Source organism: Neisseria sp. P0009.S008, assembly GCF_051958615.1.
Classification (GTDB): domain Bacteria; phylum Pseudomonadota; class Gammaproteobacteria; order Burkholderiales; family Neisseriaceae; genus Neisseria; species Neisseria subflava.
In genome coordinates, this window is the sequence record NZ_JBQCVG010000004.1 from 1 (window position 1) to 13054 (window position 13054).

The following is a 13054-nucleotide window of genomic DNA, read 5'->3' on the forward strand; positions in this document are numbered from 1 at the left end:
ACTTGGTAGCGGCGTGCCAGGGAGGTGACGCTTTCCTTCCCCTGCGTGTAGGCCAGCCAAATGGCTTGGCGGTGGTGAGGGGTGAGACGGGTGTTTTGGTGCATGTTCATGTTTCAGTATTCTCCTGGAAATACTGTAAACAACGCTACTAGTTTCTACACAATCATTTGGAAGTTGGGAAGGTATGCAGATCGCTGACCTGCGGAAGCTAACAGAATTCAAACAACTGACCAATGACCCGGCAGCTTATAAAGCATTAAGCAATGGTGGCGAAACCTTTGAACAATTGGCAGTACGTGCAATGGCCGCCCTTTACGATATCATTAAGGTACATCAATCGGGCGCTAATATTTTAGTGATATCGCATGGCCACACCTTGCGGCTTTTATTGTCCTTATTAGGCGGAGCGACTTTGGAAAACCATCGTGATGAGGGTAAATCCGTGTCATTATTGAATACTTCTATCAGTATTGTGAAATACGATAGTGAAAGTGGTTTTCATATTGAGCAGCTTAACAATGTGGCTCATTTACAATGATCACAATCTGTTACCTAATTCACACATCGACACACTGTTAGTCTGTTAGCTCAAGCCCCAATACGCTCGTTTTAAATCTACTCATTATTTTTTATTTTAAATCTCAACCAAAGCAGCGTCTTTTCTGTATTAATGCCTCTACCGTAACTTCTAAAAAACCGTTTGTACTTAACGATTTAAACAGTTTTTTAGTATCAATTTATTTATATTCCATGCTTTTAAATACGGTCAAATTTTCAGATGTTTTTGCAAATCAACTTTAAAATCCAACTGCTTGCCCCATCAAGCTCTGCCCGTACTTAACCCTGCCTTGCCGTTTTCCCACAAAGTTTTCAGTAAAACTTTCCACGCCGACAATTTAGGATTGGGCTGTTTGCCTTGTCCGATCAAGTCCATTTGCGTCATATACCAGTTCATTTCCAGCATCGCGCCCGCTTTTTTATCAACCAACGCTACGCCCGTTTGGATGCGGTCGGTCTGCACGGTTTGGTAAGTGCCGTTTTGCATTTTGTTTGCCAAATCAGGGACTAAGGCAAACGGGCGGGCGACGCCGACCAAATCCAAATGGCCGCTGGCGAGTGCATCTTCCATGGCGTTTTGCGAACGGAAGCCACCCGTAATAATCAACGGAGCTTGGCTGAATCTCTACCAACTTCTAATGTACCGTTAGTAATACTGACATTAGAGCTAATATCACTCATGTTTCTTGGTGCAAATAAAGTGGTGCCACTCCCTCTTTGAACAAAGTCAACAATCTTAGTAGTAGGGGAAGCTGAGGTCATTTCAGGCGTGAAGTTAAAATCATCTGTTTGTGCGAAATCAAATTTGACCTTTTGAGGATTCTCTTCAAGTTTAATTTTTTCTACATCAAACGTGCCTGCTTTGTTGTTATCACCAATTTAGATGTTGGTTGTACCATTTCCTACTCTTAATGTCCCCGCAGTAAGTTTACTTTCATCTGCAACTAATACATTAACAGTATTGGTTTTAGAGCTCCAATCACTTGCGGCAACACGAATTTCGGCGTTTTTCGGGTACTGAAGCAATGAACCTTTACCGGTAACTGAAATTACCGTATTGGTGACATCTTCCGGGGTATCACGAAGCCATCCCCAAAAGTGAGGTGTCGGTTCAGTCCCTTCAAATTCACCGATTACCTGCCCACCATTGGAAACATATAAATTACCACTACCAAAGTTACCGATATTCATTGGATTATTGGCATCACTGGTTACAATGAGTTTACTGCCTTGCCCGTCAACGACAACAGTTCCTTTAGACTGGCGATGGTTGGTTATATGTAATGTCCCTTGTATATTTACAACAGAGCCCCCATCAATTCTAAGATTACCTTCATTACCATTACCACTACCAACTTGAACTAAGCCGTTAACCGTATCTGGGTTTACTTTCCCAAGGGTTTCCGGAATTCCGTCATTAGTCCCTGACCAAGTAACGCTTGCATTCGCAGCCAATGGTGCGGCTAATAGAAGCAACGTAAGTTTATTAAGTTTAAATTTTATAGTTTTTTTTTCCTCTCTGTCTCAGAATTAAGACGGGGCGCGATCATATCACTTTTTTATTGCTGAAACAAATTAGCAACCATATTATAAGAACCAAAACATCTAATAAAAAACCACCTTCAGAAGAAGGTGGTTTTTGTTTTATATATTTGTTATTTGAATTACCAAGCGTAGCTATAACCTAACACGGCTTTCGCACCGGAACGGTTACCTTTATTGCCTAGAGAATGTTCTAAACGAAGATCTGCATGAATAGCGTGATTACCGAATGGTACATTTAAACCTGCACCACCTTCCAACCAAGTGCGGGAATAATTCTCGCCATATTTGGTATCACCGATTAAGACAGATTTTGCTTTAACAAAATCATGCCATACGTTTGCGACAAAATACACGTTTGGGTTACGTTGGAAGTCTTTGCTGTGGCTTAAACGCACACCAATACGTCCACGTAAGTTGTTGTCCGAACCTTGTGCAACATCACGAACTCCATCATGGAATGATTGAAGTTTTAAGCGTTGGTAAATCAATTGGGTTTGAGGTTCAATACGCCAGTTGGAGTTGCCCAATGCAAAGCTGTGACCACCCTCAACAGATAGTGCACCACTCCAACCATGTTGTCTTACTTCTGGATTAGATACAAAATTGTATTTGTTAGTTAAGTAAGAGAATTGCGCTACTGTGTCCACATAGGCATTATTTGGTGCACGGTATAAGTGATATACACCGATATTTGCTGCTGTTGTTTTACCTTTACCGGTATATTTATCAGCAGCCACAACGCCGTTTTCAGCACGATATTGGTCGTAGAAGCGACTATCTGCACGAGAATAAGCAAAATATACACCGCTTAGAGATTGTGGTACGCCATTTTGCATTTCGCTGCGGTTAAAGTCATAACCTACTTGTGCGACATATTGTGAACTATCAACGTCTAAACGGGAACGTCCCTCGGTTTCCAAGCGTTTACCGGGAACACGCGCAGGATTTGATGGCGGTTTTCATCACTCAACACGGTAAAAATGGGAATGCACTCGCGCATTAAATTCATGGTTTGTTGCGGCATATTCGGCTTCTTGAGTTTATATGTTTAAAAACTTAAACTCATTTTAAAGGGAATGAGGGGGAATGTCAAAGGGAATTTAAGAAGGTTTTTTAAATCAGGATTATTTAACCTTAGCTGCTTAAAAGAAAAGGCCGTCTGAAAGATTTTCAGACAGCCTTTAAACATTCATTAATATCACAACCTTAACAACATAAGCCTACAGTTGCTTTGCATGTTTCACACATTCTGTATCATCCAATGATATATTGCTTCAATTGCGTCATCTTCAACATTAAGTTTTGATAGGATTAAAATCAATACCCGTAATATAACGTTGTCCAGCATGAGCTTTAATGTGCACAACAATATCAATGGTCTGCCTAAGCAGGTTTTTAATAACTTCAAACTCCAGACCACTTCCTTCTGGTGATGCTTTTACCATTAATGCCAATTGATCCCATGTTTGTTCTGTGCTACCAGCATGGCAACTTGTAATAGATCCCGGGTGTCCAGATGCACAATTTCGAATAAAATAAAATGATTCGTCACCACGTAGCTCTGCTAGAATAATTCTATCCGGCTTCATACGCAGACAGGATTCCATACAACTTTTTGCCGTAATATTTGAACTACCTTGTCCACCTTTTGAGTAAAGCAAATGAACTACATTTTCATGAGGAATAAATAGCTCCCTAGCATCCTCAATGCTGATTAGTCTCTCACTTAAAGGAATGTGATTAACCAATGCTTTCATAAAAGTAGTCTTACCACTACCAGTTGCACCTGAAACGACTATATTCTTTTTATATTCAACGGCTTTTTTAAAAAATTCTTCGTAGTTCCGATTGTTCTTCAGTTCGACTAATTCCTTATCTTGAGGAGATAATTCTCCATTTAACTCAATAATCTGACTAAAAAAACCATCTTTACTATACTGACTTAAGCTTTTTGTATGTTTTGATGGCAAACGGATCGTAATTGAAGCTTTTCCTGAATCACAGGCAGGAGGAATCACAAATTGGGCACGTTGTCCTGTTGGAAATGTCAACGATACCATCGGCTCCGCTTCTGTAATTCGCTGACCAGTATTACTTTCATTAACAACAGCAGTACAGAACTGACGTGCCCTATCAAAGTTTAGCGTATTTACTTCTACCTTTTTCCATCCCTGAGAGGTTTCTAAAAATACCTCCCCTGGTCTATTAATACAAATCTCAGTCACATCAGGATCTTTTAAGAAAGAGGTAATTCCCAATACTTCATATTGATAATCTAAGAAATCCGCTGAAATTGTTGAGTTTAATTCATCCATAGTTAAAATAAATTGATTTAAAATATACAATTATAATGAAATTTAAAACTTGAGGAAGCTTTTTATTCAAGATTAAGAAACACCTATATTCCCCGCGCTTGTACTTGTGCCAACTGTTTTTGCTGTGTTTCTAATTCAAATTGCTGAGCTGTTTCTTGTACTTTGATAATACTCTCCTCTATCGGAGTAACCGCAGCTTTCTGCATATCCACAGAAGCAGTTCTTAATTCAGGAGCCTTGTCACCAATAAGAATCTGACCATTCTCTTTGATATTGATTAAAGAAGCCCCTCGCATCTTATTTGCATATCCTTCAGCAGCCAATGCCATAGCAATATTATCTAAGCTTCTTTCATCGTAGCTAATATCCTTTTTATTACAGAATTCAGTAAAAATTTGTTTACTTTGCTGATAGATATTTTGAGCATGTTGTGGGATAGCTTCCAACTTTAAAGGCTTCACAGATTGCATATTATCCCAATCGCCAGGAACAGGAGCATGCACTATGTTGCTCTTAGGTTGATGTAAAATCTTAGTACTCTCTATTCCTGTAGCAGAATGTACTCTAATACTATTACTATCTCTGACACCACTACTATATTGGCCTGTTTTCTTTTCTTGTAAATGAATGCCTAAATCCCCATTTTTGAAATTTTTAATTTTAAGACCATTTATATCTAATGTCCCCGTATTTCTATCCCATTCATATACCATTCCAGCACTACGGTAAACGAAACGGTTTGGTTGAGATAAATCACGTACACCACCCTGTAATATATAGCCATTCAATGATACTTCACCCTTGCCGTCTGAATCTCGGATAATATCTAAATTGTCAGCACGATATTTGTCATGTCCTTTACCACCAAACAATTTATCTCTTCCAGAATTACCGGCTAAAATATCATTACCATTACCACCAATTAATACATCATTACCACTACCGCCTAATAAAATATCATTTTGATTAGTACCTTTTAGAATATCATCTCCGGCATCTCCATACATATATGCCCCACTTTTTAAATAAGTCTTAGCCCTGCCTATTAATAAACTATCACGGCTATATGATCCATCAGCAACAATTTTATTGTTGCCCTTATTTCCAAAAGTGTCATAATTTGCCATATGTTTAACAAATACTTGTTTGGAATTAGGGCTTATGGATGCTTCTTTAAAGTCTTTGGAAAAATTAGTACGGGTATTCAGGAAATGTTCAATATCAGTTTCATAATAAGTCATTCTGATTGATCCAGTTCCATTACTTGGGTACATACCATACATATTCTGGCGAGCAATTAAATCTTTAACCTCTCCAAAACTCTTACCTTTAACGTATGGGTAAAGATCACCACTAATTCCTGTACTATATGCCCTACCATTATATCTTTTTTCGTAAGCAACCATACGCGCTTCGTTAAAGATCGCCTCAGCTTCTCCATAGCCTCGCGCTTGAGCATAAGCCTTAGCAGTATCATAATAACTAGCTGATTTAGCTTGATGTTTACCTAATGCATGTCCTACCTCATGAGACATTGTTCTAGCGGTAATATATCGGATATCTTGTTCAAAATGGATACTTTTATTTTTCGGATCATAATATGCTCCTTCACGATTTTTTGGAGCAGGTTTGATATGTCCCCCTTTACTAGCGAAATGGTTAATTTGCTCCACTAATTCTGAGTCTTGCTTAATTCTATCTAGTTCAGACATTTGATTATTGAATCTTATTTTATGAAAACCAAGTGTCATCAATTCTGCTTCTGCTCTTTTATTCAGTATAATCTTTGGCATCCTAAAACTCCTTATGGCATTGGGCTCATTTTAAGATTGCTACAAAACTCTAAAGCTAAAATTGCACCTCCCCCAGAATTAGTAGCAATTATTTCACGGCCTGATTCTCTCCAATAATAATCTAGTCTTTCTTTTATTGAATCATCATCTTTTCTTTTGGCTGAATACTCAAAATCTAAATACACCCCCTCAGGTATTTCATGTGTCATAGGCTTTGGAAAAAATTTAGGGAATGCATTTTCAGGAAATATGCTACCTATTTTATCTAGGTACTCTTTTGTTTGAGTAATATATAAACTAGATTTAAGTTCAGTATGCCTGAAAACGACATACATACCTATAGATGAATGAATATCTTGATTATGTTGCATATAATCATATGCCTCTATTACGGGTATTTGCCAAATCTCTTGTAATTCACTTGCGTACATCGTATAAAGGCAGTCATCTTTAAATGCCGTATCATACATCTGCTTAATTAGATCATCCCGATTTTCCACTTTGTGCAACATACTTCGGCAACGATTGCGCACTTGTTCCATAGTTATTTCCTTTTGTATATTCTGCATCTTGGAAGAATCCTTAATATTTTTATTACTAATCTGCGGAGTACAGGAGGTCACCAAGCATACAGTTAATATGGCTGTAATCGCTGATAGTTTCATATAAATTCCTTTTTAATCATTCTGGAAATTTAATTTTCAGACGGCCTTGAGCTTTTATTACTATTACCGTTTTCCTTTTAACGAGGCAACTTTCACTGCCTCCATCAGTCGTTTGGTAAATGTTCCATCTTGGTAATAACGGATTTTCCCCACTTGCGCCGGATGTGACATACCTTCGTAAAGGATAATTTCTTTATCTTGGCTCATTGCCTTTAACTCTTGCGGCAACATCAGTGCGCGACGCTCTTCGCTTTCTGAGACACTACGTTCACGTCCACGGCTGACATTTTTTCTTTTCACTGTGGTATAACCTAGCATTTCGGAGTATTCATTTGCATCCTGCTGTTCTCTAGGTGTATAGATGATTTGCAAAGCATGGTTAGTGATAATAGTACGCGCATATTCTTTGCCATAAACAGCATCTAGCTGGGCGACTGATTGGATAATCGGAAATAGGCGAATGTTGTAACCTGCCATATAGCTGACGGAATGAGCAATAATTTCAACTTTACCAATACTTGTGAATTCGTCCATTAACAACATACATTGGTGTTTCAAATCTGGGTTGTCCTGAGGCAGCTCTTTCGTATTTTGGTTGATAAGTTGAGAGAAAAAGAGGTTAACAATGACTCTTGACTCAGCAAGTTTGTTAGGAAGAATGCCGATATAAATAGTCATTTTCTTTTTACGTACGTCAGTCAACAGAAAATCATCAGCGGAAGTGGCGGCATCAATGACAGGATTAATCCACGGGTTGAGGGGTTCTTTAAATGTACCCATGATAGAACCGAAGGTTTCTTTTTCTTGAGAGATTAAACCGGAAAAAGCAGTTTTTGTAGCCTCGCTGAGGTATGGTTGTTGTGATAGAGATGTAAAGTATTCCTTGAGTTCTGTTCCATTACCTGATGAAAGACGGTATATTTTTCCTAATGTACAGGCCGGCTCATTTTCTTTGCCCACCACGGGAAAATCAGCCATTGCTTCATACTCATCAAAACAATAAAGTGAAAACGCCAAAAACGCATTTCTTGCCTGCGCTACCCAGAACTTATCACGACTATCCCCATCAGGATATAGCATTGCAGCTATCGACATTAAATCCGATACTCGCTGGTCAGGATCGGAAGAAACATAGGTAAACGGATTCCAACGGTGCGTCCTTCCATCTTCGGCAAACGGGTTGAACAAATAGACTTCCTGACCTAATACTTCTTTGCGGTAGCCACTAGTCAAATTGAAGTTCTCCTGTTTGATGTCCAAAACCACTACCGATCCTTTATAACTTAACAGGTTCGGAATAACGATACCGACACCTTTACCCGAACGTGTTGGCGCTGCCAACAATGCGAATTGCTGGCCATTGTAATGTAACAATTTGCCGTTGTATTTACCGACGACAATTGAAGTATCCGTTTGTTTGAAAAATCCTGCTTTTGTCAAATCAGCCATCCCGGCAAATCGTGCTTCTCCATGAAGACTTTGGGAAGCTGTACGCCAAATAGGAATTAAACCAAGCAGACCAATCAGAAAAGTAAAACCAAATCCAACAATTCCTGATGTTTTAATTTGTAGTGAATATTTGGCAACCTGAGGAATATCCAGCGTATTATAATATTTGAACCATGTTGTAAGTAGTAAGGGAGTTTTATCTAAGCCTAACCATTGCAGCAGGATAAAGCCTGAAAGGTAACAGCCTAATATGAAAGAAATTAATAGTAAAACTACCGTAATAATAGATTTGTTTTTTAGAGTCATTTCAATACCTGTAAGTCAAAGTAATAGATTATTTTAGCTTTCTAGTGAAGATATTAGTTTTCAGATAGCCTAAGGTTAAGGTGATGAGTGTATTATGAAATTTATCACTCTCTTTTAGTACTATCCTTGGCAGTTTCACTGTATGTTTGAACTAAATATTTTTTGCTTTTTTTGATAATACTCATGCACACTGCTCTATACAAACTCTTAGGGATACAGCTGGCAATAGAACTATAGATAATAGTAGGACGAGAGGCTTCATCAGCAATTATCCTTTATGATAAACACATAATGATTAGGCCGTCTGAAAAAACAGACGGCCCTTTAAAATTACTGCATAACCGAACTAAAATCAATGTCCTGGGCAGTATAAATATTAATCAAGGTCCCTTGGTTGATCGTTACTGTATTAGGACGAGCATTATTTCGCTCAAGCTGGCTGATAGCCTGTTGCTTCAATGTATTGGCTGTATCACTCTCGTAAGGATTAGTGGTAGTCGATGTGTTGGTTGTAACTGTTTGTCCTTGTGGACCATATTCAGTAGCAGCATATTTAAAAGCATCTGAAATCATACTAATCAATAAAGCCGATGCCAAACGTGATCCCCAATGAGACTTAAATTTACCAACATGGCCAGCCGCACCAAGATTATCTACTCCAGGGGATTCTAGTGTTACATCAACGCCTTCTGGTGTTATGATTCGATTCCAAATGACCTCCATCCGCGGGCCAGTAGGATTGCTGGAACCATATTGTCCCATTACTTTCGAACCTTTCGGCAACAAGAGATATTTTCCACTTGCAGAGTATACAGGCTCAGTGATGATACAAGATGTAAACCCTTTTACTTCAGAAACAATTTTAGTTTCTAATACACAGCGCAGATAAGTACCCTGTAGAAGTAATTTATCCCTGTTATGCATATAACGAACAGCATTAGTTTGAGCTGTACTTGCTCCCGACTCTTTCTGAGCAGCCTCTCCATCTTGAACAAATGCATTATTCATATTAGCATACATATCACCTGTTGGAATAATCGGCTGTATAGGAAGATTAGGAGTTGTAGGAGTTGTAGGAGTTGTAGGTGGCAAAGTCTCTACTACCGAAGGGATGGATACATTTATTGGTTTCGTAGTCGATGTATCCGTTTCTGATTCAGACTTTTTTTCTTCTAGCAGGTCAACAGGTTGTGTTTCAATAACTTGAGGTTCTGGAGCCGGTAGATCTGGCACTGTAACCACCTGAGGACGTTCTGGAGGAGGGGCTTCCTCAGAGCCACTAAATTGATGGTAGGCAAATGCACCTAGTCCAGCCAGCCCAAAACCCGCAGCTACAATAAATGCAATAGCTTTTTTGTTGACTGTACGATCAACGGGGGCATTTAGCTGAGGAGCATTCTCCTCAAGTCCCGCTAGTTGTTCTTGCTCGTATTGACTTGAATATAAGTTTTGTGATGATTCACTATCTTTGTGATATTCATTATTTAGCTTATCAGACATTCTTAATTTCTCCTTAATCCAACTACATCATTTCCATGTCTCAAAACTAAGAATGGATAAGTCCCATGGACAATAACTACACTACCCTCAACATTACTGTTTAAAACAAACTCGGTTCCTTTCTCAGATTTCCGGCCATAAATGGTAGGAAAATCACCTGTGAATTTACCCTTATTCAAGTGAACATAGGTAAATCTACCATCATCATAGACCTTTAAAGGAACTAGCCAACGAGATGTGTCACTTACAGCCACATCATAATTAGTATTGTAAGTTTTAGAAGAATCATATTTCAGGCTATAACCAGCCAAAGTACTAGCACGAAGACTAAAATCTGTAGAATCGGGATATCTGAATTTAACTTGATAATTTACCCCCTTGTCTGAGGCTTCTGCCAAATTACCAACAACATTTTTTAGAACTTTAAGCTCAAAAATATATTGGTGAGCCTGGGTACGAACAATAAGATTAGTATCAACTGCATCAGACTTTGGACGCAGATAAAATACATTCTCTCTACGTACCAAATCCCATCCACCGCTTAGGCCTGCACCAAAATCTTTAACCTTTTCACGAGAATCAAGTTCAATTTGTGTAACTACACCCTGTGCAGTATGAACTGGATATGTCATATTTTCTTGAAACGTATACTCTTGAATAGCTGCAGCATAGACGCTTCCTTGCAACAACCACGATACTGCTGTCGCTAAAAACATTTTTTTTAACATTATTAATTCCCACTTTCAACAGATATAGGAGAAGTACCAGAAACATTATTGTCTAAAGATGTAGGAGCTTCTGACTGAGGAGTACTTTGCATTTGTTGCTGAGACTGACTTTCAGACAATGCTCCTACGGAAAGATAATCCGAGGATAAATCTTGAATAGCTGATTCACTAGCATCAGGATCAACACGATAAGACAACACTTGGAATCCTAGAGGATTTTTTAACCTATACTTTTCATCCATCTTCAAATTACTGTTATAAGTGTAGGTCAGAGTAGCAACATTACTATCTATGAATCTTGATATACCAGTACTCTTATTCAATAAAAATCTTTGGAATCTGACTGTCGCACTGGCATCACGACCATCAGCCTTTCCGCTATTATTAAGAACGATACTCAAAATTTTAACGCGAATTGACTGAGTTGAGCCGTAAAGATTGAACGGGCTGTTAGGATTACTTTTATTCATTAGATTACGATAACTGTCAGACACACCTGCTACCGACATAGAATAAACTGTAGCCCAATCATTATCATAAATAATTTGGCTATCAAAAGATTCTCTAGCAATAATAAAGTGAGAAATATTACTCTTATTTACCGCCTCATTTTTAGTAATATCGAAATTATTCCAATTACCAGCCAACTTGGCAACTGTTGCCTGTCCTGTATAAATATCAGCCATGACAAGATAAGGTTCTTTTTCTTTCAACGGCAAGATATAAAATAACCCCCCGAGCAAGCACAAAGAAGAAAAAGTAGCAACACCGGCAACTACCCATGCCCTTTTCTCACTTTTCTTGCGGATATCGACTAGAGTCGTTTCGAAATCCAAAGATTTTTTGACAGCTTTTTGAATTTTATCATTGGTAGTATTTTTATTTGAGTTAAACATATATTCCCATTTTAGTTTTGAGATTTAACATCAGTTTTTACTGATTTCTCATGCTTTCTCTTTTCGCTGTTTTTTACAGCAGCCCCCATTTTTTTATGCGCCATAATGACACCATTCTGAATGTAGAAAACCATTCCACGATCCTCATAGAGTTTGGATAATTCACCTAACGCATTTTCAAGATTGGTATTTCGTACAGTCAATACCTTCTTATACAATGTAAAATCAAGCGTATGGTCATAAACGACAGGCATTTTTGCCTCTTCCCCCCAACGCTCTAGCAAACCTTTTACAGTCGTATCAAGTTGCGTCACCTGATAAACATGGGGCCTAACAAGAGGAATTTCAGTTACCTGATCTGGCAATTCATTTAATTGCTTCCATGACTTTGGAAAATCTGGAGCAGACTGGCTTGCGCAACCCACCACTAGCACGCCTACACCCACAGACAGCAACAACGTTCTTAAAAGAAACATACATAGCACCTTAATAAAACAACTGTAGTAACAACCAAAGCACCTTAACCAAAAGTTAAGAAAGACAATTTACGCTTGGTTATTTTTATTGATTAAAATCTTGTGAATTATTTTAATCTGTGCTAAATTTCGCGTCAATACAAATTCATATTTTCATCTCTACTATCATGTTTTTTTCCTGCACTGACTTAGCTGTTCCTCATGACGTCATGCATCATGTTGTGAGAGTTGAATCCTCAGGCAATCCATATGCCATAGGTGTTGTAGGTGGCCGACTACAAAGACAACCAAAAAATTTAGCTGAAGCAGTTGCTACTGCCAAGATGTTGGAACAAAAAGGATTTAACTTCTCCTTGGGACTAGCTCAAGTCAATCGATACAACTTGAAAAAATACGGATTGCATTCCTACGAACATGCGTTCCAAGTATGCCCAAACGTAAAGGCTGGCTCTCATATATTGCGAGAATGCTACAATCGTGCGAAAGACTGGGGAAAATCTTTCAGCTGCTATTATTCCGGCAACTTTGTAACAGGATATAAGCATGGATATGTGCAAAAAATTTTTTCATCCATGAGGCAAGGGAGAAAAACTCTTCCACAAAATGCTATCCCTGTCATCAGTAATACCTCAAATGCTCCTCGCACTATAGTACAAATGACAGCGCAACAGCCTAACCGCCAAAATTCGACAATCGCAACTAATCCACAATCATATCCGGTCACTGTCTCCAAAAACCGACATAACCTGCAAGACAATAACACTGCACCAAGCAATATTTATACAGATAGTGCAGCAGTCTTTTAGACAATACGATTTTTTTC

The 13054-nt window shown here is 38.5% G+C and carries 13 protein-coding genes and 2 pseudogenes; 2 read left to right on the forward strand and 13 right to left on the reverse strand.

The window, feature by feature from the left end; genetic code table 11:
- Window positions 1-110 (reverse strand): annotated as a pseudogene (locus tag ACTHSQ_RS04005) (IS481 family transposase); the annotation flags it as partial.
- 74 nt (window positions 111-184) lie between these two features.
- On the opposite strand from ACTHSQ_RS04005, the gene ACTHSQ_RS04010 reads away from it, so the two are divergent.
- Window positions 185-538, forward strand: a complete 354-nt coding sequence (locus ACTHSQ_RS04010) for a histidine phosphatase family protein (RefSeq protein ID WP_003686480.1) — start codon at window positions 185-187, stop codon at window positions 536-538.
- 282 nt (window positions 539-820) lie between these two features.
- Here the strand turns inward: ACTHSQ_RS04010 and ACTHSQ_RS04015 are convergent, their stop codons facing one another.
- The 12 genes and pseudogenes from ACTHSQ_RS04015 to ACTHSQ_RS04070 all read right to left on the reverse strand — a co-directional run bounded on the left by ACTHSQ_RS04015 (window position 821) and on the right by ACTHSQ_RS04070 (window position 12231).
- Window positions 821-1165 (reverse strand): hypothetical protein, encoded by a 345-nt coding sequence (locus ACTHSQ_RS04015; protein ID WP_003686500.1) that lies wholly within the window; start codon window positions 1163-1165, stop codon window positions 821-823.
- A 272-nt stretch (window positions 1166-1437) separates the two neighbouring features.
- A complete protein-coding gene (locus tag ACTHSQ_RS04020) occupies window positions 1438-2013 on the reverse strand; it encodes a hypothetical protein (protein WP_440371279.1) in 576 nt (191 codons plus the stop codon).
- Between the two features lie 209 nt (window positions 2014-2222).
- Window positions 2223-3023 (reverse strand): autotransporter domain-containing protein, encoded by an 801-nt coding sequence (locus ACTHSQ_RS04025; RefSeq protein ID WP_003683470.1) that lies wholly within the window; start codon window positions 3021-3023, stop codon window positions 2223-2225.
- A gap of 14 nt (window positions 3024-3037) precedes the next feature.
- Window positions 3038-3127: pseudogene (locus ACTHSQ_RS04030) on the reverse strand (ArsR/SmtB family transcription factor); the annotation flags it as partial.
- Between the two features lie 271 nt (window positions 3128-3398).
- A complete protein-coding gene (gene virB11 / locus ACTHSQ_RS04035; RefSeq protein WP_003683661.1) occupies window positions 3399-4418 on the reverse strand; it encodes a P-type DNA transfer ATPase VirB11 in 1020 nt (339 codons plus the stop codon).
- Window positions 4419-4501: 83 nt separating this feature from the next.
- Window positions 4502-6211, reverse strand: coding sequence for a calcium-binding protein (locus tag ACTHSQ_RS04040; protein WP_440371280.1), 1710 nt, complete (start codon window positions 6209-6211; stop codon window positions 4502-4504).
- A gap of 11 nt (window positions 6212-6222) precedes the next feature.
- Window positions 6223-6876 (reverse strand): hypothetical protein, encoded by a 654-nt coding sequence (locus ACTHSQ_RS04045; RefSeq protein WP_224783486.1) that lies wholly within the window; start codon window positions 6874-6876, stop codon window positions 6223-6225.
- A gap of 63 nt (window positions 6877-6939) precedes the next feature.
- Window positions 6940-8631, reverse strand: coding sequence for a type IV secretory system conjugative DNA transfer family protein (locus ACTHSQ_RS04050; RefSeq protein ID WP_003683443.1), 1692 nt, complete (start codon window positions 8629-8631; stop codon window positions 6940-6942).
- A gap of 330 nt (window positions 8632-8961) precedes the next feature.
- A complete protein-coding gene (locus tag ACTHSQ_RS04055; RefSeq protein ID WP_070748295.1) occupies window positions 8962-10131 on the reverse strand; it encodes a TrbI/VirB10 family protein in 1170 nt (389 codons plus the stop codon).
- A gap of 2 nt (window positions 10132-10133) precedes the next feature.
- Window positions 10134-10859 (reverse strand): TrbG/VirB9 family P-type conjugative transfer protein, encoded by a 726-nt coding sequence (locus tag ACTHSQ_RS04060; protein WP_003683393.1) that lies wholly within the window; start codon window positions 10857-10859, stop codon window positions 10134-10136.
- Window positions 10860-10861: 2 nt separating this feature from the next.
- Entirely contained in the window at window positions 10862-11755 is an 894-nt protein-coding gene (locus ACTHSQ_RS04065; RefSeq protein ID WP_003683260.1) for a virB8 family protein, read from the reverse strand.
- 11 nt (window positions 11756-11766) lie between these two features.
- Window positions 11767-12231 carry a hypothetical protein gene (locus tag ACTHSQ_RS04070; RefSeq protein WP_036472431.1) on the reverse strand — a complete coding sequence of 155 codons (465 nt, stop codon included), beginning with the start codon at window positions 12229-12231 and terminating at the stop codon, window positions 11767-11769.
- Between the two features lie 167 nt (window positions 12232-12398).
- Here ACTHSQ_RS04070 and ACTHSQ_RS04075 point away from each other — a divergent pair, with 167 nt between their 5' ends.
- Window positions 12399-13037 (forward strand): lytic transglycosylase domain-containing protein, encoded by a 639-nt coding sequence (locus ACTHSQ_RS04075; RefSeq protein ID WP_081451764.1) that lies wholly within the window; start codon window positions 12399-12401, stop codon window positions 13035-13037.
- Window positions 13038-13054: the final 17 nt, after the last annotated feature.